Raw genomic sequence first — 26,420 nt, 5'->3', positions numbered from 1 at the left:
CTTTTGGTGATTTTTATGAAAATAAGGATGGCAAAACTCGAAGATGTAAGTGATATCACAGCCGTCCACTGCTCGGGCGTGGAGAAGTGGCGCCGCATAGATGGGAGTGAGGCTCCCTATGAGGAGCTGACGATTTGGGAGCGCTACAGGCACGGCGGTCCCTGGATGAGCGTTGAAAGCTGTGCCGCCCACCTGAACATTCTCCTCCTTGAAAAGCAAATTTCACTTGTGGCAGAACTTAATGGGAAAATAGTGGGGAACGCAGAGCTCTTAATAAGTGAAGAAAACGTAAACGGCAAAATAACGAGGATAGCCCACCTGGACGTTATTGAAGTGCACAAAGAGTTTAGAGGGAAAGGAGTGGGGAGAGCGATTGTAGAGTTTGCAGAAAAACTTGCAAAAGAGAAGAAATGCCAGCTGCTGACGGTTACACCCGATAAAAGCGCCCTCGGATTTTACTCAAAGCTCGGCATTAATGAGGTAATCCACACGGGAGTGCTCTACGCTTTTGACCTCTCGAAATTCCCAAAAAGAGATGCTCAGCCAGAGCTTAGAGAGTTCACTTGGAGGGAAATAAAGGAAAAAGAACTGCTGCTTGGAAAGTTCCAAAGCGCATACCACCACTGGTTCACGGCCTTCAAAGATAGAATCGCAGGGATAGATGACCGCGTTCACTTCGAGAGCGGGCACATAGGTGAAGGCTACTACGTACTCGAAGGGAGCTTTTTTGATGCGAAGACCGCCACGCTGTACTTTTGGGGCAAAAACTTAAGAGACGCACTTATATTAGCCGGAAACAGGGCAAACACGCTCGGATTCAAAGTCTTAAAGACAATCGTCCCTGCAGAGCACCATAAAGACGTTGAAGACCTTGGAGCAACCCCTCTAGAAAAGAACGTGATTCTGGCCAAGAAGCTGAGCACTCTTTAGATCACTTTTCTTATTTATGTTGAAGAGGCTCTCCCCGAATTCTGGGGGAAGGTTTTCAATTTCTATTTCGCAGAAATTTACACCCCTGATCGCCTGATTTAGGGAATATTCCTCCCTCTCAATAGCCTTCCTTAAAACCTCAGCGAAGTCCTTCGAGTAAGCCGCATGCAGAGGCTCCATATAGCCGTTCTCCCATACAGGGACGCACACCAGAGATTCGCTTTTATAAAACGTCCCGATTATTAAATCAACAAAACTAGGATTTATCCGGGGCATATCCCCAGCAACGACAAAAGCATCCCCCACCTCCTTAAGGGAGATATAAACCCCCCCAATTGGGCCTATTAATAGCTCATCAACCAGAACGCTAAAACCAAGATCTTCAAATTTTTCCCTCCGCTCCTTACTCGTCACAATCAGGACATCCTCCACAAGCCTAGCCTTTAAGAGTCTCTCAGTGGTGTGCAGGATAAGAGGCTTTCCATCCACTCTATAAAGGAGCTTATCTTCACCAAAACGCTTCGATTTTCCTCCTGCCAAAATAACTCCCATCATTCAGAGCACCTTAACCATCCTCTCAGCCCATGGAGACACCCTAACCCTAATGTAGCCTCTAAGCTTCTCATCAACTTCCTTATCGCCCGTGTAAACTCTAATTATGCCTCCTGCAATCTTCGATGGCGCCGCAACTACGATTATGTTCTCCTTAGGTATGTGCTTCAGCACTTCAGCGCTGAACTGTTGATTGCCGCGCCCAAAGAGGAAGTTGAGGCCTCCAATAATCGTTACGATTATCTTTGGGTGTTTATCCACAAACTTCAGCAAATCTTTTTCTTGGGCATCCTTTACCAAAAGCTTAACTTCCCCGTCCTTTATTTCAACAATATCAACGCCTAAGAGCGTCCCATCTATGCCCAGCTTATCTTTAAGCCTCTTAATCGTCGAACCCGCTCCTAAGAAGTATATCCCATCTTCAAGCTCTTCATGGATGGCCTCAATTATTGCCTCAATATCTTCGGCCTCATCCGTTTTGCTCGGTTCTTTTGCCCCTTGGACCAAAAGCTCGACATAGGGTGTCAAAGCTTCCCCATAGAACTTTGGCTTAACCTCATCGTGTCTGTAGGCATTTTCATCTAAGTCCACGACGCTGCGCTCCACGAGTTGGGCATCGCCTCTGGCGAACTCTATTAAAACCCTCGCAGCATTTTCAGGAGAAGCCGCAAATACCCCGGAGAACATCTTAACTCCAGTTGGGATCCCCAAAATGGGCTTTTTCTTATCGATAGCCAAATAAATGTCCCTAGCTGTTCCATCACCGCCAGCAAAGAGGATTATATCAACCTTATCAGCCATGAGCTCTGCAAGAATTTTTGTGTCCTCACTCGTCGTATCGGGGATTTTTATGCCCAAAATCTCCTTGTAGCCAACTTCGCGGTGTTTAATGACCCTAAATTTAAAGCCAAAGTCTTTTAGAGCATACTCTCCCATCTCCTTCGGCCCAGTTACAAATTCAAACTCACCTGACTCATTATAGTGAGATAGCTCGTGAAGGAAGAGCTTTGCCAAATCTAAAGCTACTGGTCTAGCTCCCCTTTTTATGGCTTCTTTAACAACCCCATCCGTCCCTTTTAAAGCCACTTTTCCTCCCATGCCTGCTATGGGGTTAACGATTAAACCAACCTTCAATTTTACCACCTTCTATGCTAACTACCCCTAAGCTCCATTTCCTCTTGTAGCTTTCTAATTCTGGCCTTTTCAACTGCTTCTTCATGCTCAATTTTACCCGCCATACCTTTAACTCTCTTTGAGAGGGCGAATATAACCTCCTCAGGCCCATAGCATACTAAAAGATCATTGGGAAGTATTTTTGTCTCACTACCCGGCGCTCCTATGAAGATATCCTTCCCATTGATCCTTCTATAGATTCCCAAGACCAAAACACCCTCCTTGTTAAGTTGGAGTTCTCCAAGGGTTTTATTTGCCAGCCAGCTCTTTTTCTTAACCATTATTTCCGCTATGGAATAGCCCTTACTCAAGCCAAGAAGCTGATGATAGTCATATATCTTAAGGGAAGTGAAGCGCGATAGCGCTTTTCGTATAATTTTTCTCATAATCCGCTCTATCAGTTTAGACCTTGAGAAGAAGAAAAGCACTATCAAACCCAAAGCAAGGAAGAGGACTGTCGTCTGAGCTTCCTCCGCACTCTTGCCAACGAAGGTTAAAACTAATGTTGCAATGGCCGAGGTTATACCCGCACTCCCAAGAAAGATTAGAGTCCTTATAATCCTTCTTCTAACAGGGTGAGAAACCACATATTCAGACTCAGATGTCGTAAATCCAGCACCTGAAAAAGCGGAGTGGGCTTGAAAAGACGCGACATCTCTGGACAATCCCGTCATCTCAAGAGCTACAGCTCCAATTCTCACGATTATTATTGAAAACAGAATGACAAGGAGGAAAGACATTAAAGCTATCATGCTCATCACCTCACAGCTTGAGATATTATAAGCGGATAATTAAAGGTTTCTACTTCTCATCCACAGATTCGTAAGGGTTTTTAATACCACATACCAATCATAAGAGGGTGAGAAGATGTTGGTAAAACTCTTCAAAAAGCCGGATGACTTTGATTTAAATGAAGCCGTTAGCAAAGCCTCTTCAAACCTCACAGGGGGAGTTGTGATATTCTTAGGAAAAGTCAGGGAAGAGAATCATGGGAGAAAGGTAAAAAAGCTCATTTATGAAGCCTATGAAGAGATGGCACTGGAAGAAATGGAGCGGATAAGGCAAGAAGCTCTAGAGAAGTTTCCAATCGAGGAAATGCTCATATGGCACCGCTACGGGGAGCTTGATGTAGGTGAGAACACCATACTAATCGTGGCTGCAGCGAAGCACCGTGGAGAAGCTTTCGATGCATGCAGATGGACTATAGATGAAGTGAAAAAGAGGGTTCCCATTTGGAAGAGGGAAATAACAGACGAAGGAGAGTTTTGGATAGAAGGGGATAAAGTCAAAAAGGCTTAGATGTGGAAGTACCTCTCGAGTTCCCACTCTATCACTTTCTTTGTATCCCCTGACAGCCCATTCTCCTCAATGTACGCCAAATAGCTTTCCCACTCCTTCTCTTTGTAGGCGATGAAATTGTCGTAGGCTTTTCCAAGGGCACTTCTAACAACCTTATCCTTCTTCAAGGCCTCTAATGCTTCCCCTAAGTTTGATGGAAGCGTTTCTATGCCGCGCTCCTCCCTTTTTGCCTCGCTCATTTTATAGACGTTTTCCTCGACGTAAGCGAAGGGCTCCTCTTTGCTCTTAACGCCATCCATTCCCGCCTTTATGATAGCTGCGAATGCAAAATAGGGGTTTGCGCTTGGGTCTGGACAGCGGTACTCAATTCTTGCACCCTTACCCCAAAAGGCAGGCACTCTAATTAGCGCACTCCTGTTCCTGTATCCCCAAGAGATGTAAACCGGCGCTTCGTATCCTGGGACTAAGCGCTTATATGAGTTCACGGTTGGGTTGGTTATAGCGGATAGGGCCTTTGCATGCTTTAATATGCCGCCAAGGAAGTGAAGGGCAAACTCACTCAGACCTTCTTCTCCAACAAACATGTTTTCGCCGTCCTTCCAAAGGCTTATGTGAAGGTGCATTCCGTTTCCTGGCATTCCAAATATTGGCTTTGGCATAAACGTGGCATACAAAGAGTGCATCTCAGCAACAGCCTTCACGATGTGTTTGAAGCTAACTATGTTGTCTGCAGTTTTTAGCGCTTCATCAAAGCGGAAGTCAATCTCATGCTGTCCAGCGCCGACCTCGTGGTGGAGCACCTCAGGAGTTAGGCCAAGGTATGGCATATAGTAGGCAATCTCCCTCTTTATTTCCCTTGCTTTGTCAAGATGTATCAGGTCGAAGTAACCGCCAGCATCGGGAAGTTTGAGCTCCCATGAACCGTTCTTCTTAAAGAGGTAAAACTCTGGCTCAGGCCCTATGTATGCGGTTAAACCTTCCTTAGCAAGCTCGTCGAGCGTAGCCTTCAGAACTCCCCTAGGATCAGCCCAATAGGGCTTATCGCCTTTGTAAATGTAACCATAAACTCTCGCTATCCCTTCCCAAGGGACTTCTGCATAAGTCTTGGGATCAGCTTTTAGTATTAAGTCGCTGTCTTCTATACCCTGAAATCCCGGGATGGATGAGCCATCGAAGGCTATACCATCCTCGACCGCTTCCTCATACCTTGAAATTGGCACTTCCATACCTTTTGGAACGCCATTTATGTCAACAAAAATTAGCTGTAAAAACTTGGGGTGCATTTTATCCTCACTCTGAATGCTTTTAACTTCGTTCATTTTTATCACCATTAAATAGTTATTTGTTCATCATGACCAATAATTGGTTGAACGAATTAAGAAATAAAAGCTTTTTCATTAAAAGTTTGTCATTTTGATAAAAGAAAAGCTCACCCGGAGTCATTTACATTTTTGTGTTAATTTTTTAAGTTAAAAACTGAAAAATTGACAAAAAAATGTAAGCAAGCACTACCGATGAACTCATGCAGAAGGTATGAACTACCGAAAGATTTATAAAGTCACTACAGCAATGCAATATCGACACAGCGCCCCGGTGGTGTAGCCCGGTCAATCATGCGGGACTCTCGATCCCGCGACCCGGGTTCAAATCCCGGCCGGGGCACCAGAATTCTCGCGGGCCCGTGGCTCAGCCTGGTCAGAGCGCCCGCCTGATAAGCGGGAGGTCCGGGGTTCGAAGCCCCGCGGGCCCACTAGAATTTTCTAAGAGCTCTCGAAAATTTTATTACAGAGTAAAGCTTCTTTTATACCCCCTTAATGTATTAGTGTGTTCCTCTTAAAGGCCCCTTTAACTTATCTAACTCGTTTCCCCTAACAAGCTCGCCCATTTAACGAATTCTTCAAAAAACTTTAGGCCTCCTCCATAATTTACTACTCCCAGATGAATGGATAGATAGAAGGGCACGCCTCTTTGGGAAGTATTGTAGTAATCCCGCTCAGCCAAGGCTAAACGCATTTCAACGTCATCCTTCTCTATGTACCACGTGTATTCATGGTTCCAAACCCTCTCAACGCTTCCATTCGGGAGGATGAAGTAGTCGGGCATGACAATGGTTAAATTGTATTCTCTAATTGCTTTTATCGATTCGTTATTTAACGCCCATGCAGGGGGCAAGAAAAAGGCAAAATTATCAAAGCCGACTTCGCTCATAAGGGCTGTGGCATTCTTCAGCTTTTCTTTAGCAACATCATATGAGCAGTTGAATTCGTGGTAAGTATGCTCATAGCCGTGGAGCTCTATTCTATAACCTCGCTTTTGAAGTCTACGCAGATATAAAACGAACTCCCTATTCTCTCTCAAATCCCACCTATTGCCATAGTGAGGAGGATCAAAACGGGGAATCACAAAAAGAACAGTTTTTGAGGAGTAGTTATAGAGATCGATGACTTGCACGACCTCTTTGAGCTCAGAGAAATAATAGGGAGTCACATCATGCACAAAAATCAAGGGCTTTTCATAATGCACCTTTGTTTCATTTATTGGATTTGAAGGCTTTCTGCTAGTTTTGAGAATTCTATTAGATTTATTCAGTCGAAGAAGAGACACTATGCTGATTTTTTCATTTAATGGGTCATATCCAACTGTCGTAAGGCTCGATACTTCCCTCTCAAAAGGCACACTCTTACGAGTATCCTCGCTTTTATGGACTAACCCAATTGAAAGCAGAACAGCGAGTATAATTAGTATAATAAACCACTTTTTTGGCAGGCGCATCATTATATGTTACACATCAAAGTTAAAAAATTTGCTCCTAATGCCGTTAGTGTTCAATTATCCTCTTCATCCATGAACCCTTTAGGAACCATAGGATGCCCACAGAAGCCGCTATGAAGTTGCTTAAACCCATACCTAAGAAGACCCCTTTAGAGGACATGAGGATGTAGTACCCAAAGAGGTAGCTTAACGGTATTCTAAGTCCCCACAGCCTGAGGATTCCCAAAAGCATCGACTTCTTAGTATGTCCTGCGCTCTGGAAAACGTTGTTAACCACCATGAATATACCGTTGAAAAATGGGACGGATATCAAAAAGTACTTCATAACCACTGCACTTTCCGCTATGACTGCAGGGTCGTCTAAGAAAACCTTAAACACCTGAACTCTGAAGACGCCTATCAAAATGATTGCAATGCTCGCTATTGTGAAGTTGACGATCATAGTTCTTTCGGTTATCTTTTTAGCTCTCTCATATTTTTCAGCACCCACATTTTGGGCTATCATAGTACCCATAGCCATGGAGATTCCCCTTGAGATGCTCGTGAGGAAGTTTACGAGGCGGGTGGTTATGGTGTAAGCTGCATAGGTAACATCACCAAATCCAAATATAATTCTCGTCAAGATTACAAAACCGAAGCTGTTCGCTGATTGGCCTATGCTCGAAGGCAATCCCACTCTGAAAATTTTCTTATAAAAGCTTAAATCAGGCCTAAGGGTCTCTCTCGTCAGATGGATGCCAACCCTACCTGTGAAGAGTAAGTAAGCCCCTATAAGTGAGCCCAAGCTGTTGGAGAATATCGTGGCTAAAGCCGCCCCCTTAACTGCAAGCTCTGGGAATCCAAAGAGTCCAAATATTAAGAGGGGATCAAGGACTATGTTAAGCGCAACGGTGAAGAGGTTGATTTTAACAGGCGTTTTAGTGTCTCCAACTGCCCTCATTAGAAAGCTGAAGGCAAAAGAAGTGAAAGAAAAGGGAATTCCAATAAAGATTATTCTCAAGTAGGCTAAAGCGTAAGGATAGACATTATCCGTCACCTTCATGAAGCCCAGAGCATATGGGGTGAGCAAATAACCTATGACACCTACCGCTGCAGAGAAAAACAGCATAAGCGAATACAAGGCTCCAGCAGCTTTGTTGGCCTTTTCATATTCACCAGCACCGATGTATTGACCAACAAAGGCAAAGCCAGCTGTAGCGAAGCCCATGCCAAGGCTCATTAATGTCCCTATCAACGGCCATGAAACACCGGGAGCGGATAGAGCTTCTCTCCCAAGCTTACCGAGCCAGAAAGTATCGGTTATGTTATAGAGCACTTGAACTAAGTTGCTGATGATTAAAGGATAAGCTAACTTGAGGAGTGTCTTCTCTATACTGCCCTCAAGTATCTCTTGCCTCATTTCTTGTATACGGGACATAGTAAATACCTATCGAAGCGTTAATATAAAAGCTTAATGGTCTATAATGCGCCTCATCCAACTGCCACGGAGGAACCAAGCGAGGGCTACCAAAGCAGTGAGAAGATTGCTCAATCCCATGCCAAGCCATACACCAACAGTACTGTTGAAAAAGAGGCCTAAGCTATATGCGAGAGGTATCCTTAGGGTCCAGAGCCTTAAAATTCCAAGGATCATAGCTTTCTTAGTATGTCCCGCACTCTGGAAAACGTTGCTCACTGCAGCCAATATCCCAAAGAACGGGAGTGAGAAGGCAAAGTACTTTATGAACCTCGCGCTCTCAGCCAGAACAGCTTCATCGTTTATGAAAAAGCTAAAGATTTGAGGCCTAAAAATAACCACAAGGGCTGTTCCAACACTTAAAATTATGAAGTTGGTGAACATTGCCTTTTCGGCTATCTCCTTTGCCCTCTCATACTTCTCTGCCCCAACGTTTTGGCCCACCATGGTTCCCATGGCCTGACTTATGCCGTTGGCAAAGGCGAACATGAAGTTCGTGAGGCGGTTGGCTATTGTGTAAGTTGCAAATGCCACGGTTCCATAGGCGTAGATGACCCTCGTGAGAACCACAAATCCAAGGGCATCCGTGGAGAAACCAACGCTTGAAGGCAGACCAACCCTAAAGATACGCTTGTAAAAGTCCCAGTCCGGCTTTAGAGTTTCGAGGGTGAGGTGTATCCCAACTCTGCCCTTGAAAAGCAAATATCCCCCAATTATGGAACCAATACTGTTCGAGAACATAGTCGCTACTGCAGCACCAACGACACCCATCCTCGGAAATCCAAACCATCCAAAGATTAGTATGGGGTCTAAAATTATGTTTAGAGCGATAGTAAATATGTTTATCTTGACAGGGGTTTTAGTGTCTCCAACAGCCCTAAGGAGGAAGTTGAAGGCAAACAGCGTGAAGGAGAAGGGAATCCCAATGAAGATTATCCTTATGTAGCTCAGGGCATAGGGATACACTTCGGATGTCACATTCATAAAGTCGAGCGCTAGGGGCGCTATTATTATACCAAAAAAGGCAACAAAGGCAGAGAAAAGCATCATCATTGAGTATAAGGCACCAGCAGACCTGTTGGCCTCTTCGTATTTCTTCGCCCCTATGTACTGACTAACAAAGGCAAAGCCAGCTGTAGCGAAGCCCATTCCTATACTCATGAAGAACCAAACGAGGGGCCAAGCAGTTCCAGGAGCGGAGAGCTCTTCCCTTCCAAGCCTGCCGAGCCAGAAAGTATCGGTTAAATTGTAAAGAACCTGAACCATGTTGTTGAGAATTAGAGGATAGGCTAGCTTAAGTAAAGTTCTCTCTATGTTGCCTCCTATAATTTCATCACGCATTGCTTGAATCTTCTCGCCATCCATAACAATCAAACCAAAATCGAAACGTTAATATAAAAAGCTTATGATGGCTAAATTATCCCAGATTAGACAAAATATTCCTGCTTAAGCATCAAAACGTTTTATGAATCCATTAAATGCCAAAAAGCATCTAAGCTACGATTTCAGCAAAAGGAATAGAAATAAAAGTTAAGAGACCTCAGAAGAGGTCCTCTTCGTCCTTGAAGATGCTCTTCCTGGCGTGCTCAAGCATGAGCTTCCTCTCTTCTTGGGCAACGACCTTTCTTATGAGCTCAACTGCATCTGGGTTTGCTGAGAGGCTGTCAATTCCAAGCCTGACGAGCTTCTTAGCCATCTTTGGATCGCTTCCAGCTTGTCCACAGATGCTTGTCTCAACACCGTACTTCTTGCACACCTTGATGACGTGCTTGATGAGCTTAAGCACGGCTGGGTGCTTCTCGTCGTAGAGCTTGAAGACCCTCTCGTTGTCTCTGTCGATGGCGAGTGTGTATTGGGTGAGGTCGTTTGTACCGAAGCTGACGAAGTCAAGGCCTTCTTTGATGAGCTCCTCGATGATGAGGGCACTTGCTGGGGTCTCAATCATGACTCCCCACTCAACGTCCTTGTGTGGGACGAGGCCAACCTCAAGGGCAATCTCCTTGGCCCTTCTGACCTGCTCTGGGTGGCTGACGAGTGGGAGCATGACACCTATGTTGTCGAAGCCCTCGTCAACGAGCCTCTTGATGGCCTTGAACTCAGCCCTGAGAAGCTCTGGTTGGTCGATACCTCTTCTAATTCCTCTCCATCCGAGCATTGGGTTCCTCTCGACTGGCTCGTCCTCTCCACCTGGGAGCTCTCTGAACTCATTGGTTGGAGCGTCCAATGTTCTGTACCAGACCCTTCTTGGGTAGAATGCTGTGACGACTGTCCTGATACCCTCGACAAGCCTCTCAATGAGCTCCTCTTCCTTACCTTCCTTGAGGAACTTCATTGGGTGAGCGCCGATACCGAGGATCATGTGCTCTGCCCTGAGGAGACCGACACCGTCAGCGCCTGTAGCGGCGGCCCTCTCGGCAACCTCTGGCATTGAGACGTTTACCTTAATCTCTGTTCCAGTGACGAGTGGAGCACCGGCGACGACGACTTTGCCGCCCTCTTCCTTCTCCTCCTTCTTAACGAGGCTCTTAACGATACCCTCGTAAACGACACCTCTTGTACCGTCAACTGTTATCTGCATGCCGTCTTTGAGGACCTTTGTGGCCTCCTTAGTACCGACAACAGCTGGAATACCGAGCTCTCTTGAAACGATGGCGGCGTGGCATGTTCTTCCACCCTCGTCGGTAACGATAGCTGCGGCTCTCTTCATTGCTGGAACCATATCTGGGTTGGTCATTGTGGTAACAAGGATGTCTCCTTCCTTAACCTTGTCAATTTCATCAGCTTCAAATATGATGACAACTTTACCTGCACCGATACCTGGTGAAGCGCCAAGACCCTTGAGAAGAACCTTCATTTCCTCAGTCATCTCAGCTTCCTCCGTCTTAACCTCTTCCTTCAAGGTTGTGATTGGTCTTGATTGGACGATGTAGAGCTTACCATCATCCTTATCGTAAGCCCACTCAATATCTTGTGGCCAGCCGTAGTGCTCCTCAATCTTAGCACCAATCTTAGCGACCTCGATGATTTGTTCCTCTGTGAGGACTTGCTTCTCAACCCACTCTGGGCCGAGGTGGTCAGCAACCTTAACGTAAATAGTTCCCTTACCAGTCTCTGGGTTCCTAACGACCATAACTTCCTTCTTGGCAATATACTTCTCCTTAATCTTCCATGTGCCCTTCTCAACTATATACTCATCTGGTGAAACTGAACCGCTAACGACTGCCTCACCAAGTCCCCAAGCAGCGTTAATCATGATCTCGCTCCTATCGTTGGTGACTGGGTTGGCTGTGAACATGACACCGCTTGTCTCACTGTTGACCATCTTTTGGACAACAGCGCTCAAGTAAACCTTTGAGTGATCAAAACCTTGCTTAGCCCTATAGAAGGTAGCTCTTGCAGTCCAAAGTGAGGCCCAGCAGCGCTTGACCTTGTCAAGAACGTCCTCAACACCATAAACATCCAGGTATGTCTCTTGTTGGCCAGCGAATGAAGCTTCAGGCAAGTCTTCAGCTGTAGCTGAGCTCCTAACAGCAACATAAACAGCATCCTTGTTATACCTTTCACTCAACTTCTTGTATGCCTCTTCAATCTCCTTAGTAATTTCTGGAGGCATTGGGAGCTCAATAATCTTTTGTCTAATCTTGGCAGTGTTCTCTTGGAGTTGCTTTGAGTCATCAACGTTGGTTTCGCTTATGACACCCATAATCCAGTCTTGGAGAAGTGTTCCATCTTCAAGCTTAACGTTCTCAACAAAGTACTTGTATGCTTCGGCAGTAACACAGAATCCTGGTGGAACTGGAATGCCTGCATTTGTCATTTCTCCGAGGTTTGCACCCTTTCCACCGACAAGGGCTACATCGCTCTTTCTTAGGTCTTCAAACCACTTTATAAACTTGTATTCGCTCATTTCAATCCCTCCACTTTTAAAGTAACCGTGAGTGATATCCCAAGGAGGCTATTTAAAATTAACTGTTCAAATGTGGTTTTTATGAACATAAAATCTCTTCAAACGTCAAATTGTTTTTAAAAATGCTCCAAAAAAAGAAGGAGATGACAAAAATTTAATCTACCCTCACAAAAACATTATACCTACCTTCATAAAATTCTTTAATGAGTGTGTATTTCCCTGACTCTTTGATTTCCTCCCAAAGTAAGTCACCCTTTTTGTAGATAATCACATCGTAATATCCATTCAAGATCCCCCTCTTCATCTTCGGATATGCTATGAGCTGGTCAACTTCTGCTTCTGGGAAAAAGTAGCCCGCTATGGTGTACATACGGGGAGAGACCATTATTTTTTCTACATTATAGTTATCCTTGACATACTTTAGAACAGCTATCTCTTGATAACCAACTCTATCCCACTCTTCACGCTTGTATTCTATCGCGTTTGGTAGTTTTGGAGCTAAAAAGGCCAGCAAAATTAGCAAGAGTAAAGCAGCCTTTAACTTGTTGCTGGACTTGGGCCTCACTTTGAGCAATGTCTCGTATAGTAAATAAACACCTTCAGCCGCAAGAAGTGCCATTACTGGAGACAAAAACGTCAAAAACCTAACCTCCTTATGAACCACTGTTAAAATACCTATAAGCCCTATGAAGCTCCAGCTTAACAAGAGCCATCCTCTATCATCCTTGTTTTGCTTTGCAAAGCCCAAAAAGATGAGTGCCACGAAGGTAAGGCTCAGTGCTTTGATTACGAGCTTCAGATACTCAAAGGCCGAACTTGGGGTATCGAGTGTTACCACCCTTGAAGCTACGCTGAAAGTTCTAAAAGCACCCCCATAGTGGAGGTGCCCCATATAGAGCCAAGGTAGAAGAGTTAGACCAAAGAGCACAAATCCTATGTAGTATTCCTTCTTTCTAAGCCATTTCCAGTGATCCGCAAGGTAGAGGTAAGCTAAGAACACTCCTATAATCGAGAGTCCCGTATAACGGGTCAAAACAGCTATTCCTGCAGAGATAAACGCCAAGTAAATGTAGGATGCCTTGCTTTCCTTCCTACCTGTGTAGAGGAGGAAAAGTGCGAGAGTGTAAAAAAATGTGAATTCGCTGTGGACTAATGCCCTGCTCGCCATTGCAAAGGAGAGCGGATTAAAAATGTAGAACAGACTCGCTATCACTCCTTTTTTCTTATCATCGAAGAGCTTAAGGGCAAAAAAGTATACTAAAACCGCCGTCAATGCATAGAACATCGCGGAAATCAAGCGAGCTATAGCCAAATGGGAATCATAGCCAAAAAAGCGGTAGAAGAGCGAGAGGGTGTAAGGATAAATTGGAGGCCTGTACATCATGTAAACTCCCTGATAGGTAAAGCTCCCGATGTTTTTCGCAAGGCTCCTAGCTATGCATATATAAAGGGCCTCATCATACGTTAGGCTGTCAGCCGGTGGTGCCGAGAGAATGCTTAAAGCTAGAGCAAATGCAAATATATCTAGTGCGATTACGTATTTGGATAAGTCCCGTTTCATTATGCCTCACCTCTAAAACTGGCAAAATATGCAGAACCCATTAAAACTCCAAAGTTTAGGGCGTCAAACCCGTTTTCAACAGCTAAGATTAGGAAGACCAAGCTGAGGGCTTTAAACATGGATGCTTTTTCAGCATCCCTGAGTGCCATGCCCACAAAAAATGCCTCAAAGAGCCCAAAAACCCCCAAATCATAAGCAGGCTGTCCAAAGATCGTGTAGGTGTAGTTGTTTTCTCTGCCGAAGAGAGAAGCTACATATCCTCTCGCATCAGGACTGAGGATGAGCTTGAACTTCCCAAATGGCATTCCTAAGGAAAAGAGCTTTTCATAAACCATGTATGAAAATCCTGCCCTATAAACTAAACTTTGAACAAAGCCAAGCTTCCAAATGGGATATACACTCCTAGTCGCATAGAAGCGGACTACAAATGCCAGAACCACCAAAGGGACGCCGATTATTAAAAGTTTTTTGAGATCTCTTTTTTCGGCCCTAAACAAGTATGCCAAGAAAACTATGAGTGCGTTGCTTCTAAAAGTTGAGACCACTGCAAAAGCCTCAGCCACAAGAAAAAGTATAAGATTTGGCTTGTATGCAAGTAGGAGAGAAGCAAATATAGCAGAGGTTAAATAGAGGTCTTTTAAATCACTGTACCTCGTTTGAGGATTTAAAATCGGGATTATCCCCTTAGATATTGCTAAGAGCGGAAGAGCCACTACCAAAGTTGCTCCAGCATAATAAGCGTACTTTGCATACTTACCGCTACCTTCCTTTAAGAGAGCTGTACCACCCAAAAGAACGGCTAGGGCAACTAGGATTCCAAAAATTCCCGCCGCCGAGCTCACTAAGAGGCCGAAGGTTAAATAAATGTATGATCTCCAAGGAGGGAGATTAAATCTGCTTCCCGCATTGTAGCCTAAAAAAAGCACCAGGGAAAATGCCAGAGCATAAAGTAAAGCATTAAGACTAAGCTCGCCCAGATAGTTCTCGAATGCGAACTTCCCTAAGAGCACAAGAAATATGTAAGCGCCCAAAAAGAAACCAAAGATTCTGCCGCTATCCAACCTTCACCACCCTTATGGAGTATTTGCCCCTAATCAGCACGTAGAAGCCTATGAAGAAGAACACATAAACGGGCAAATCAAGAATACCCGTTTCAACACCAACTATACCATAGGCTAAAGTGGTATAGTAGATTACTCTTAAAAGTCTGTCCTTAGCTTTGCTTATCATTCCATAATACATCCCGAGCAAAAAGCCCTCCAATATTGAAAACAGCCCAAAATCCAAGTACATACCACCTAAAAGCGTTGGTGTTATTGAAACTCCCGTCTTCACGTATAAAAAGCGCGCAACCAGGTATCTCGGCGAAAAACCGCCCAGTATGTAGGATCTAATACCCGCCCACTGGAGGTAGCCATGGTAAAAACCGTGCCAGTGAGCCCTTCCTATTATAACGTCCAAAACGGAAGTTGTTGCTTGAACCCTAATGAGCTGTGTGCTTAATGCTTCTCCCCTTACGAGAGCAATCCCTACAAGTCCAGCCAATATCGGGAGTAAAAACACTGCTAAGTGCTTTAGCTTTATATCCTTTCCTTCAAAATAAGCGGCTCCAAAGGCCAAAAAGCTCACCAAAACTGGAGTTCGGTAACCATAGAGTGCCACGAGAAATGGATAAGCAAAGGAGTACTTCTTTCCTCTTGAAAAGAGATACACACTTGAAGGAACACCTAAAAAGTAAGTTAACGCTGTGAGGCGGGGATTTAAAAGATGTTTAGCCGACGAGTCCAGCAGCGGAATCTTCATAATCATAAGTATCTGGAGCACGATCAAAAGTAATGATATAAAAAAAGCCCAGGTCAGGTGTTTTTCCTGTATTATCCCGAGCTTTTTTTCTTCCCAAGAGGTAGTTTCACCCTTAAAAACCCCGTATGTAAAAGCCATCGCAAAAAGGGTGCCTACTATAATCGTCCTATAGGAAGCGGCACCCAATGCTATAAACACCATGAAGAGGAAGGGAATTATGAGGGGAAGCCTAAGCTTCATATGTTCTTCACCCCTAGCACTCTGAGGGGCAAATTGCGCTCCTCTGAGTTCACATAAAGGGTTCCATACATGTAAACCTCTTTATCTCCAATATATCTCTCCAAAATTTCAATTGGAACCATTCCAGCAGTTAAAATCACACCATCCTGGAAAGTCTGCTTTACATCAATTGAACCATATGTGAGGTAATCCACACTATACTTGAGCTTTCCTATCATTATCGGATCAGTAAGCCCCTTCACATAGATTATTCCAGAAAAGCGCTCGGAATAGGCATCTACCTTAAGGTCTTTAATAACATCCCTATACTTCCCACTCCTAGGAGGGAGCTCATACGTATAAACGCTTCCTCTAGCTTTAATTTCAATATGCTTTGCCTTTATATCCTCTTTTGTAGCTGATGGCCCTCCTACAGTGAGCCTCTTCCCATCCTTGACAATGTAAATCGTTGATCCATCTACGGAGAAAAGCTCTCCTTCTAAGGTCTTCCCGTCCACAGTTTCAATAACAACAGTTACGTTAAACCCCTGAGTGAGCAAAGAAAACCCCCTATTTGCAGCTTCATAAATCTCGCCGCCTTGGTAGTGGTCAAGATAACTGTTAACCACAATCCCTAATAAGGCTATTACAACTATCAGCGCAAAGGCTTTTTTATTGTTCACACTTACCACCTAGAGCTTTATTGGGGTTGAAAATTATAAAAGAGTTGCGCTTAGCAACGTATACCTCGTATAATGTCCTTGAGAAATTTCATGTTAATAAAACATATCTTTTAAATAATGAAAATGTCAACACTTCTCGGTGGTGCAGATGAAGAGAAAGGGAATTTTTATACTCGCCGATGGATTAGGGGATAGACCAATAAAAGAACTCGGTGGAAAAACACCTTTGGAATACGCTAATACGCCGAACTTAGATAGACTAGCAAAAACTGGAATTTGTGGAATGCAAGACCCTATTTTCCCAGGTCAGCCCGCTGGAAGTGATACCGCTCACCTCTCCATTTTGGGCTACGACCCCTACAAGACATACAGGGGAAGAGGCTACTATGAGGCATTAGGAGCGGGCATAGATGTTAGAGAAGACGACATAGCCTTTAGGGTAAACTTCGCCACATATGAAAACGGTCTAATTGTTGATAGAAGAGCCGGAAGAATAGCAACGGAGGAAGCACACGAATTGGCTAAAGCCATTCAAGAGCAAGTCAAGCTCCCCGTGGAGTTCATATTCAAAGGGGCCACCTCACACAGAGCGGTTTTAGTCCTTAGAGGTCTAGCAAAAGGGTACCGCGTTGGAGAAAATGATCCCCATGAAGCGGGCAAGCCACCGCACGAGTTCACCTATGAGGACGAAGAAAGTAAGAGAACCGCTGAAATCTTAGACGAGTTCGTGAGAAAAGCACATGAAGTCCTTGAGAAGCACCCAATAAATGAAAAGAGGAGAAAAGAAGGAAAGCCAGTTGCAAACTATCTTCTAATTAGGGGTGCCGGCACAGCTCCCGATATTCCAAAGAAGTTCCCAGAGCAGTGGAAAGTAAAAGCTGGTGCAATCGTTGCGGTTGCATTGGTTGGAGGAGTATTGAAAGCAGTTGGTTTTGAGTTAATTCCTGTCAATGGCATAACTGGAGAATACGATACGAACGAAATTACTAAGGCTAAAGCCGCCGTTAAAGCTTTAGAAGAATATGACTTCGTGTTCGTCCACTTCAAGCCAACTGATGCGGCTGGCCACGATGGAAATGCAATGAAGAAAGTTGAGATGATTGAGAAGCTCGACCGTCTCGTAGGATATATCTTAGACAACGTCAATCTCGAGAAGACGGTAATAACGCTAACAGGCGACCACTCCACACCTTGCGAAGTTAAGAACCACAGCGGAGACCCAGTGCCTCTAGTAATAGCCGGCGGAGGCGTTAGGACTGACGATGTAGAAGCAATAGGAGAGAGGCAATGCGCCAAAGGTGGCTTAGGAAGGATTAGGAGCAAATATATAGTGCCCATAATGATGGACTTGATGGGAAGAGCCGAGAAGTATGGAGCTTGAGCCGTTTAGATTTTCATCGAAAAGTTAATATCCCTCTTTTACCACTTTTCTTTGGTGGTGTTATGAATCCAGTTGAAGAAGCTTTGAAAATTAAAGACCAAATTGTAGCATGGCGTAGAGACTTTCACATGCACCCAGAGCTTGGTTATGAAGAGGAAAGGACTTCCAAAATTGTTGAGGAGCATTTGAAGGAGTGGGGTTACAAAATAAAGCGCGTTGGGACGGGTATAATAGCGGATATTGGTAGAGGAGAAAAAACTATAGCCCTAAGGGCAGATATGGATGCCCTGCCAGTTCAAGAGGAGAACGATGTTCCATATAAATCTCAAGTTCCTGGAAAAATGCACGCCTGTGGCCACGATGCCCACACAGCGATGCTCCTAGGAGCTGCAAAAATTTTAGCAGAGCATGAAGAAGAGCTTATGGGGAGGGTGAGGCTTATATTCCAGCCCGCTGAAGAAGGCGGCAACGGAGCACTTAAGATGATTAAAGCCGGGGCTTTAGAGGGAGTTGATGCCATCTTTGGCCTCCATGTATGGGGAACCCTACCTTCAGGAGTTTTTGGAATTAGAGAAGGGCCATTCTTAGCAGGAGCCGGAGAGTTTGAGGTTAAGATTAAAGGCAAAGGTGGCCATGGAGCATCTCCACATCAAACTATAGACCCCATCCCCATAGCAGCCCAAGCAGTCTTAGCATTCCAAACAATAGTCAGCAGAAACATTGACCCAATTGAAACAGCTGTGGTGAGCGTCACATCCATCCATGGAGGGAGCGCTTTTAACATAATCCCTGAAGAAGTTGAACTTAAAGGAACGTACCGCTTCTTTAGACCCGAGATACAAAAGCTCATCGAGAACAGGATGGGAGAGATTTTACAAGGTTTAACCCAAGCGCATGGTGCAAGTTATGAACACAGGATAATCGAGCTTACATCTCCGGTTGTGAACAATCCCAAGATGACCAAATTTGTCAAAGCTATTGTTCAAAAATATGGCTTAAGGCATGAAGAAGTTGCAGCGGATATGGGGGCTGAGGATTTTGCATATTATCTTCAAAAAGTGCCTGGCACATTCATAACCCTTGGAATAAGAAACGAAGAGAAGGGAATCGTTTATCCGCACCATCATCCTAAGTTTGATGTTGATGAGGACGTCCTTTATTTAGGAACAGCCTTGGAAGTAGGGCTTGTTGTGGAATTTACAAAGATATAGTGCATTCCTATTTAATTTATACATTTTTACACTACTCTTTTGTTGAGTTTTAAGGCATTAATTGGAACAACACCAGCATATTTATACAGAGATAGATTACACTTTAAGGCGTAATTTTAACACATGGATGTACTTTAATTGACTACATAGTAATTAAATGAGGCCTACTAACGAAATGCTTATATTTTTAACAAGCATAGTCTATTGATGAACATTTTAATACGGAGGTGTACACATGAATAAAAGAGCGTTGAGTGTTGTTATAACTCTCTTGATGATACTTGCAGTAGTGCCAGCAGCTTTCGCTTACAGTGCAACATCGACTTTGCCATCTTTCAAAGTGGCAGATTCAATAAGCAAAAGCAATGATTCTCCACTAAAAGAACAGCTTCAGAAAATATTAAACAGCGGAAAACAGGAGGTAAGGCTCATTATAGCGCCAAAAGATGGCTACGAGATGCAGGTATTTAATGAGTTGAAAAAAATAGGCAAAATAGACCCAATCAGCAAGCCAGAGTTTAAGTTCATAGTGATCACAGTATCAAAGGATAAACTAAGTGAATTAGAGAACATTAACGGGATTTTTAAAGTGTGGGAAGATAAGGAGATAAAACTCCCACCAGTATTCCATGACGAAGGGTACTCCATTAAAAAGGGTGTATCCGAACCAAACATGTTCATGAGCATTTTCACTATAAATGCATACAATACTTGGAATGACTACGGAGTCTATGGTGACAATGTAACGGTGGCAATAATTGACACTGGTGTGGATCCAATACACCCATTCCTCCAGCAGACATTAAATGGAGAGAAGAAAATTATTGATTGGAAAGACTTCACTGAAGAAGGCCATGTAGATACCAGTTACACAGCAACAATAGATAATGTTACAAATGGAATTCTCATTATAAAGCAAAACATCTCAGTAGACTGGGGAACATATGGGCTTGATGTGGATGCAGCAAGGGAAAATATAACAAGTTTCTATATCGAAAATGTTACCATAGGTAATATAACCTCAGCAAATGGAATCTATCACTTTGGTTTGCTCCCAGAGAGATACTTTGATTTGGACTTCGACCAGAACTTCAATGAAGCACACTTTGTTCTCGTCGTAAATTCTTCCGAATACTATGACACAGTATACATAGACACTGACGATGACCTCGATTTAACTGATGAAGTGCCCGCCCACATATACACCAAAAGCTACGATATCATAAGATTTGGCCCAGGACTGCTGGAGGAACCATTAGAGTACGACATTAACAATGAGCATATAAGGTACCCATACTATCCAATCTCATGGTTCTACAAAACAATTTATAATGCAGAAATTGGTGTTGTTATTGGAGATATAGACCCAAGTGGAGACGAAGTTTCCTTAGGATGGGATGGAGGACAGCACGGAACTCACGTAGCAGGTACAGTGGCTGGAGTAGGCCTCGCTGGAACCGACTTAGAAGGGATCTATGGTGTTGCACCAAACGCGAGAATAATGGCAATCAGGGCTTTAAGGAGTGTTGGATGGGGAGCAACTTCTGCAATAATAAATGCAATGATATATGCTGCAATATATGGTCCCGACAATGTAGCATTCAGCGGAGATGAAGCAGACGTAATTAATATGAGCTTGGGCGGCTTAGCAGAGTACAACGATGGCCTCGAAAGTCCAGAAAACTTCTATGTCAATTATCTAACCGAGCTAACTGGTGTTGTGTTCTCTATATCTGCAGGAAACAGCGGGCCAAGTACCAACACTGTCGGCTCTCCCGGTGACGCTGATTTTGCCATAACCGTCGGTAACTACTGGGAAGGCAATAGGTGGTACATGTTCTATGGATTCCCTGGAGTTATAGATGGCCCAGCTATGAGTTCCTCAAGAGGACCAAGAATGGATGGACTCCTCGACCCTGATGTTATGGCACCTGGAACAGATATAGTCTCATCCGTACCTGTATGGGACAACACGTACTCCATAAACTCCCCGTATGACTACTACAGTGGTACCTCTATGGCAGCACCACATGTTGCAGGTGCAGTTGCGTTGCTGATAGACTATGCTAAAAGAAATGGCATAGAATATAATCCATTCAAGATTAAAGAAGCCCTCATGCTCTCAGCAAAGAAGCTTGATGGAGCAACACTAATAGACCAAGGATTTGGATTAATCCAAGTTGATAAAGCTATTGAAGAACTTGAGAAGCTCAGCAGCGAACCCACCACGATGATATACGCCGGAACAACATTCACCGGATACAAGAACCCGATTGACAAGAAATTAATTCCAACTATAATGTTAAATGACTACTTCACATGGGCTTATGATGTACCATACCTCTACAAGGGTGTATATGCAAGAAATGTGCTCCCAATAGCAGTGCCAATATATGCGTATGTATTGAAGTGGGACGAAGACTATAACTACTTCTACGTGGGCAATGGAACATATAAAGTCAGCACAAACGTTGATTGGATCAAACCAAGTGTGGATGAAGTCACCATAACTGAAAACGGAACGATGTTCTACATAACCATTGATTACTCAAAGCTCCAAAAGCCAGGCACATATGTAGGACTGATTTATATCGACGATCCAAATACAGAATTCCTAGAGGGATATGTTCCAGTTACCATTACAATCCCAATTAACAAGAACGGTGAACTCGGAGGCAAGATAAGCGATACTGAAAAGCCGGGGCAGGCCAAGCACTACTACTTTGACGTTCCAAGGGGAACCCAAATGCTTGAAGTTACCATAAGAATCCCAACTGATGATGAAGGCAACCCATTAGGAAGAACAAGACTTGTTATAGCCAAACCAACAGGTGTACGTGTAATAAGTGGCAGTTATATGGGAGCCGGTGGATCAACGAATGAATACACTTACTACATCCAAAACCCTGATGAGGGAATGTGGGAGATAACCGCATACAGCAGTGTATCAACAGGTAACTATGGACTTAGTGAGGCACAATATGAAATCGAAGTTAAAGCATACAGTATAACAGTTGAACCAGCACTGATTAGGGCTGACTTTGACACACCCGGAGTCAAAGAGATCACAGCAGAGGCCACAAATACATATGAGACTGTTAACACAAGCATCATAGGCATTGGTGTTGGAAGACTCGATTTAACCTATGTATGGGTTGAAAATGTTTCACAAGATATGCTAAAAACCATGGATATTATTGAAGCTAATGAGAGCCTATATTACATGAACGTAGGCATTACTCAGCCAGAAGATCCAAGTGCTGACTTAGATCTGTATGTTTACTACTATAAGACTTGGGACCAACTTGCTAATGATATCAACGATGGGATAATTGACAACTACACCCGCAGGTATATTGATCAAATAGGCCCAACTTCAGATGAACATTTAGAACTTTTCATGCCTGCCCAGGGATATTACATGGTCATAGTGCATGGATATGACACCGTAGGTTATAACCCAATCCAGTTCATCTATTATGAGCAGATATTAACGGATAATGGAGACGTCAATGTAGATACAACTCCCTTCGAGTTTGCAAAAGGAGAGACAAAGACCATAACAGCCAATGTCAACCTCTCAGAAGAAGGAACATACTTAGGTGTGCTGGGAATTAAAGACGTTGAAAGTGGGGCTACACTAGGATACTCCCCGATGATACTCCAAGTAGGAAAACCAGAAATGTACGTCGCATTAATGGGTACTCCAACAATAGGAGAACCATCACTCCTCACACTTAAGATACTCGACAAAGCAACACTTGAACCAATCGAAGGAGAGACAAAAGTTATCATAAATGGACAAGAGTACTATGCTGAAGATGGGGAACTCAAGTTCTATTACACCCCAACATCACTAGACGCTGCTAAATTCAATGTCAAGGTAATAAGTGATGACTACAAAGACTTTGAGGGAGAGTTCGAGCTAACTCCAAAGGAGCCATTTACAGAATACCTTTACGAGAGCAATAGAGACTCAACAGTTATCAGCGGTGATGCAACAATAACAACCTTCGATACAAAGCACGGAGAAGTTGCAGTCACAGTTGAGGGAAATACCGGTGAAACAGCAGTTGTTATGATAACCCTACCGCTCGATGCCTACTTCATTGAGGTTACGGGCGAGCATGTAGTAAGCTACTACATTGAAAAAGGACAATACGCACAGTACATATTTGTCACAGTAAAGTTCGCTTCAGCAGCTGACATTAAGATAACATATAAGACAAGCGGAGACATAATAAGGACAATGGACGTTGTCTGGTACATGCTCTACAACAAATACAATGCTAAGTTCAATGAAACATATGCTAAGGCCCTAGAGCTTGGTGTCGATGATGAGACAATTCAAGAAGCCCAGAAGTATAAAGAACTTGCCGACCAATACTACAAAGATGCATGGCAATTCGGTCACCCACTCCAGGGTTACATACAAGCAGTGCCATACTTAAGGAAAGCATACATCAATATCAAGAATGCCTTGGATATCCTTAACAATGCTATAGAAGCCTTAGAGGCTTCTTAAACTTCTTCCTTTTCTTTAACTTTTGAGTTTTGATTAAACTTATGCGAAAAATTTATATTTTTGTTCTAACTAATCCTAGTTGAAAACCAAATATGTGGTGATGGTAATGGCTGCAGAAATTGCCATAGTTATACTCGGTGTGTTTTTGCTTTTGATGCTAGTTTTGAGTGTGAAGGTGATTAGACCATACCAAAAGGGTCTCGTAGAAAGGCTTGGAAAATTCAACCGCATTCTAGAGCCAGGAATACACTTCATAGTGCCATTTATGGAGACTGTTAAGAAAGTAGATATGAGGGAGCACGTCATCGATGTTCCACCCCAAGAGGTCATTTGTAAGGACAACGTTGTTGTGACAGTCGATGCTGTCGTTTACTACCAAGTCATGGATCCCGTAAAGGTGACATACAACGTGAGCAACTTCCTGATGGCAATCATCAAATTAGCACAGACAAACTTGAGGGCAATAATAGGTGAGATGGAGCTCGACGAAACCTTGAGCGGCAGAGATATTATTAACGCGCGCCTTAGGGAAGAGTTAGATAAAATCACGGACAGATGGGGTGTAAAGGTTACAAGAGTCGAGATACAGAGGATTGACCCACCAAGGGATATTCAAGAGGCAATGGCTAAGCAGATGACGGCGGAGAGGGAAAAGAGAGCAATGATTCTAATTGCAGAGGGTGAAAGGGAGAGCGCTATAAAGAAGGCAGAGGGTGAGAAACAAGCTGCCATATTAAGAGCAGAAGGTGAAAAGCAGAGGCAGATTTTGGTTGCCGAAGGTCAAGCAGAGGCCATTAGAAAAGTCCTTGAGGCCCTTAAGCTGGCAGATGAAAAATATCTGGCCCTCCAATACATTGAAAGGCTCCCCGAATTAGGAAAACAAGGAAACCTCATAGTGCCCTATGATACCGAGTCACTAATAGGTCTCCTGCGGGTTCTCCAAAAGGTGGGGGAGAGAAAAGATATAAGCTCAGAGAACAAAGAGTAAAGCGGTGAGCAACTATGGACTACCTCCCCATTTTACTTTTAATTTTGGGGCTTCTCATAATAGTGTTCGACATGATGGTTGCAGCATTTATAACGCCAATTGGAATGGCATTTGCCGCACTAGGTCTGCTGCTAGCGCTTAATATTGATTTTAACGTGGCATTCATAATCTCATTAATCGTTGCAGTCGTGAGCTACCAGCTCTTTGCGCGCTTCATAAGAAAAGAGACGAAAGACATTGGAAAGCCAAAATACACATTTGAGCTGAAGGGAAAGAGGGGAAAAGTCAGAGAGATAAAAGAAGATGAAGTGTGGGTGGAATTAGAAGGGGAAATTTGGCTCTCAAAGCCCCTAAATGAAGTCAAAGAAGGCGATGAAGTGGTTGTTGTCGATACGAACGGCATAAAGTTAATTGTCAGAAAACTTGATTAGCTTTTTAAACTTTCTCTGCTATTCTTAATCGGTGGTTAAATGAGGATTTACGTTAAGGTTTATCATGTCCAGGGAGAGGTTTTAGTGGCAGCGTGCGACGAGGAGCTCTTGGGCAAGACCTTTCGCGAAGGTGAACTCAAGCTCGAAGTAAAAGAGCGCTTTTATAAGGGAGAGCTAGTTGAAGCAGATGAGCTGGGAAAGCTTTTAGAAAAAGCCACCATAGTAAACCTAACTGGTGAGAGGTGTGTTGATAAAGCCATAGAGCTCGGCTATGTCGATGCAGATAGAGTTTTAAGGATTCAGGGAGTTCCCCATGCGCAGATAGCTAAAATGATATGGTGAGTAAGATGAGTGAGAGATTTTGTTACCGGTGTGGAATAAGCGAGAGTGAAGGAGGGCCTTTAATAGACGGCCTATGCCAAGTGTGCTTTAGGAAGGAAAACCCTGTGCTTTTGATGGAGAGCGAGATAAACACTGAACTGTGTCAGAACTGTGGGAGCTATAAAAAGAGAGGTGTTTGGGTTGACCCGGAGAGCTATGAATTGGATGAGCTTATTTTTGAAGTTGCAGATAACGCCCTTTTGGAAAACCTCCTCCTTGATGAGCGCATTAAAGGGGTGGAGATAGTAGAGAAAGAGGAGCTAGATGCTATTGAAGAAATTCCTGTGGGAAAAGCCTACGTAAGCTTTGAGCCTATAGACTGGCACGTGGAACACTTCCCAGCTATAGTGACCTACTATATTAGAGTTAAAGCCAAAATCCACGAGCTCCAAATAGAATTCCATGAAGAGAGTAAGGAAGTTGTGGTTTACGTGAGGCAGACCGTTTGCCCAAGGTGCCAAAAGTTCCTGGGAGGCTACTTTGAGGCCATTCTTCAAGTTAGGGCCGAGGGGAGAGAGCTGAGTAAAGAGGAAAGAGATGAAATAGCAAACCTCGTTCAGGAAAAGGTCGATGAGATAATGAAGAGAGATAGAATGGGCTTCATCCAGGATACTGTAGAGAAAGACGAAGGACTGGACTTCTATATGGGTTCAACTAAAGCAGCTAGAAAGCTTGCCCAAGCTATAAAGGACAGGTACGGCGGAAGCATAAGTGAAGCCTACCAACTCATAGGCCAAGATAGACTTAGGAGCAAGCCAGTTCAAAGGGCAAGCATTAGCATTAGACTCCCCAAGTTTGTAAAAGGGGACATAGTTGGGGATAAAAACGGAAATATCTACCGCGTTGAAGGGCTTGATGGAAGGGGAATTAACCTCATAAACTTAGCAACCCATAAGAGCGAGCACAAAGACTGGAAGAGCGTGAAGAGGGACGAAATGGATTTGGTTGAGCATGAAAAAAGCGAGGCCATGGTAACGAGCCTAACTCCGAATGAAGTCCAGTTTATGGACATGAAGAGCTATGAGACTTTTGAGATTGAGAAGCCAAAGCTCGAGCTTCAAGAGGGGGAGGTCTACAAGCTCCTGAAGATAAAAGGAAGATACTACGTTGAGGGTAAGAAAGAGTGAACTAAACCACATTTTTGTCCA

At 43.8% G+C, this 26,420-nt stretch carries 21 protein-coding genes and 2 tRNA genes; 11 read left to right on the top strand and 12 right to left on the bottom strand.

From position 1 onward, the window contains the following. The first annotated feature begins 15 nt into the window (after nucleotides 1-15). Nucleotides 16-930 carry a GNAT family N-acetyltransferase gene (locus PAP_RS01390; RefSeq protein WP_048164246.1) on the top strand — a complete coding sequence of 305 codons (915 nt, stop codon included), beginning with the start codon at nucleotides 16-18 and terminating at the stop codon, nucleotides 928-930. On the opposite strand, the gene mobA is transcribed toward PAP_RS01390, so the two are convergent. The 3 genes from mobA to PAP_RS01375 are packed head-to-tail and all read right to left on the bottom strand — an operon-like array spanning nucleotide 886 to nucleotide 3,407. Then, nucleotides 886-1,485, bottom strand: a complete 600-nt coding sequence (gene mobA / locus PAP_RS01385) for a molybdenum cofactor guanylyltransferase MobA (protein ID WP_048164245.1) — start codon at nucleotides 1,483-1,485, stop codon at nucleotides 886-888. The two genes, PAP_RS01390 and mobA, sit on opposite strands and share 45 nt — an antisense overlap. After that, entirely contained in the window at nucleotides 1,486-2,616 is a 1,131-nt protein-coding gene (locus PAP_RS01380) for an ATP-NAD kinase family protein (RefSeq protein ID WP_048164244.1), read from the bottom strand. A 17-nt stretch (nucleotides 2,617-2,633) separates the two neighbouring features. Further along, the gene (locus tag PAP_RS01375; protein WP_048164243.1) at nucleotides 2,634-3,407 is read right to left on the bottom strand and encodes a potassium channel family protein; all 774 of its coding nucleotides are present in this window, start codon (nucleotides 3,405-3,407) and stop codon (nucleotides 2,634-2,636) included. 115 nt (nucleotides 3,408-3,522) lie between these two features. Between PAP_RS01375 and PAP_RS01370 the strand changes: the two genes are divergently transcribed. Beyond that, the gene (locus tag PAP_RS01370) at nucleotides 3,523-3,954 is read left to right on the top strand and encodes a molybdenum cofactor biosynthesis protein MoaE (RefSeq protein WP_048164242.1); all 432 of its coding nucleotides are present in this window, start codon (nucleotides 3,523-3,525) and stop codon (nucleotides 3,952-3,954) included. Here PAP_RS01370 and glnA read toward each other — a convergent pair. Next, entirely contained in the window at nucleotides 3,951-5,273 is a 1,323-nt protein-coding gene (glnA, locus tag PAP_RS01365; RefSeq protein ID WP_048164240.1) for a type I glutamate--ammonia ligase, read from the bottom strand. The two genes, PAP_RS01370 and glnA, sit on opposite strands and share 4 nt — an antisense overlap. Nucleotides 5,274-5,541: 268 nt before the next feature. On the opposite strand from glnA, the gene PAP_RS01360 reads away from it, so the two are divergent. Both PAP_RS01360 and PAP_RS01355 read left to right on the top strand, forming a co-directional pair. Continuing rightward, nucleotides 5,542-5,619, top strand: a tRNA-Glu gene (locus PAP_RS01360). Between the two features lie 10 nt (nucleotides 5,620-5,629). Further along, nucleotides 5,630-5,704, top strand: a tRNA-Ile gene (locus PAP_RS01355). 104 nt (nucleotides 5,705-5,808) lie between these two features. Here the strand turns inward: PAP_RS01355 and PAP_RS01350 are convergent. The 8 genes from PAP_RS01350 to PAP_RS01315 form a co-directional block, all read right to left on the bottom strand. After that, nucleotides 5,809-6,729, bottom strand: a complete 921-nt coding sequence (locus PAP_RS01350; protein ID WP_236626999.1) for a DUF2334 domain-containing protein — start codon at nucleotides 6,727-6,729, stop codon at nucleotides 5,809-5,811. Nucleotides 6,730-6,772: 43 nt separating this feature from the next. Further along, a complete protein-coding gene (locus PAP_RS01345) occupies nucleotides 6,773-8,125 on the bottom strand; it encodes an MATE family efflux transporter (RefSeq protein ID WP_084177564.1) in 1,353 nt (450 codons plus the stop codon). 51 nt (nucleotides 8,126-8,176) lie between these two features. Further along, the gene (locus PAP_RS01340) at nucleotides 8,177-9,547 is read right to left on the bottom strand and encodes an MATE family efflux transporter (protein WP_048164238.1); all 1,371 of its coding nucleotides are present in this window, start codon (nucleotides 9,545-9,547) and stop codon (nucleotides 8,177-8,179) included. Between the two features lie 175 nt (nucleotides 9,548-9,722). After that, entirely contained in the window at nucleotides 9,723-12,089 is a 2,367-nt protein-coding gene (gene ppsA / locus PAP_RS01335) for a phosphoenolpyruvate synthase (protein WP_048164237.1), read from the bottom strand. 154 nt (nucleotides 12,090-12,243) lie between these two features. Then, nucleotides 12,244-13,650, bottom strand: a complete 1,407-nt coding sequence (locus tag PAP_RS01330; protein ID WP_048164236.1) for an ArnT family glycosyltransferase — start codon at nucleotides 13,648-13,650, stop codon at nucleotides 12,244-12,246. Beyond that, nucleotides 13,650-14,711, bottom strand: coding sequence for a hypothetical protein (locus tag PAP_RS01325; RefSeq protein ID WP_052649032.1), 1,062 nt, complete (start codon nucleotides 14,709-14,711; stop codon nucleotides 13,650-13,652). The genes PAP_RS01330 and PAP_RS01325 overlap by 1 nt, the downstream gene beginning before the upstream one ends. Further along, nucleotides 14,704-15,693 (bottom strand): hypothetical protein, encoded by a 990-nt coding sequence (locus PAP_RS01320; protein ID WP_048164235.1) that lies wholly within the window; start codon nucleotides 15,691-15,693, stop codon nucleotides 14,704-14,706. The genes PAP_RS01325 and PAP_RS01320 overlap by 8 nt, the downstream gene beginning before the upstream one ends. Beyond that, complete coding sequence (locus tag PAP_RS01315; protein ID WP_048164234.1) at nucleotides 15,690-16,355, bottom strand: TrmB family transcriptional regulator sugar-binding domain-containing protein; 666 nt, start codon at nucleotides 16,353-16,355, stop codon at nucleotides 15,690-15,692. The genes PAP_RS01320 and PAP_RS01315 overlap by 4 nt, the downstream gene beginning before the upstream one ends. A 148-nt stretch (nucleotides 16,356-16,503) precedes the next feature. Between PAP_RS01315 and PAP_RS01310 the strand changes: the two genes are divergently transcribed. The 7 genes from PAP_RS01310 (at nucleotide 16,504) to PAP_RS01280 (ending at nucleotide 26,399) form a co-directional block, all read left to right on the top strand. After that, entirely contained in the window at nucleotides 16,504-17,736 is a 1,233-nt protein-coding gene (locus tag PAP_RS01310; RefSeq protein WP_048164233.1) for a 2,3-bisphosphoglycerate-independent phosphoglycerate mutase, read from the top strand. Nucleotides 17,737-17,798: 62 nt separating this feature from the next. Beyond that, nucleotides 17,799-18,947: a M20 metallopeptidase family protein gene (locus PAP_RS01305; RefSeq protein WP_048164232.1), complete on the top strand. Its 1,149-nt coding sequence runs from the start codon at nucleotides 17,799-17,801 to the stop codon at nucleotides 18,945-18,947. 235 nt (nucleotides 18,948-19,182) lie between these two features. Beyond that, entirely contained in the window at nucleotides 19,183-23,472 is a 4,290-nt protein-coding gene (locus PAP_RS01300; protein ID WP_048164230.1) for a S8 family peptidase, read from the top strand. Between the two features lie 106 nt (nucleotides 23,473-23,578). Beyond that, nucleotides 23,579-24,460, top strand: a complete 882-nt coding sequence (locus tag PAP_RS01295; protein ID WP_394296787.1) for an SPFH domain-containing protein — start codon at nucleotides 23,579-23,581, stop codon at nucleotides 24,458-24,460. A gap of 14 nt (nucleotides 24,461-24,474) precedes the next feature. Further along, a complete protein-coding gene (locus tag PAP_RS01290; protein WP_048164228.1) occupies nucleotides 24,475-24,891 on the top strand; it encodes an NfeD family protein in 417 nt (138 codons plus the stop codon). 39 nt (nucleotides 24,892-24,930) lie between these two features. Further along, nucleotides 24,931-25,233, top strand: coding sequence for a DUF424 domain-containing protein (locus PAP_RS01285; protein WP_048164227.1), 303 nt, complete (start codon nucleotides 24,931-24,933; stop codon nucleotides 25,231-25,233). 5 nt (nucleotides 25,234-25,238) lie between these two features. Beyond that, nucleotides 25,239-26,399: a 60S ribosomal export protein NMD3 gene (locus tag PAP_RS01280; RefSeq protein WP_048164226.1), complete on the top strand. Its 1,161-nt coding sequence runs from the start codon at nucleotides 25,239-25,241 to the stop codon at nucleotides 26,397-26,399. Nucleotides 26,400-26,420: the final 21 nt, after the last annotated feature.

Source organism: Palaeococcus pacificus DY20341 (genome assembly GCF_000725425.1).
In the GTDB taxonomy this organism is placed as follows: Archaea; Methanobacteriota_B; Thermococci; order Thermococcales; family Thermococcaceae; genus Palaeococcus; species Palaeococcus pacificus.
Note: the sequence above shows the minus strand (reverse complement) of the source record. Positions and strands in the feature narration are given on the sequence as shown.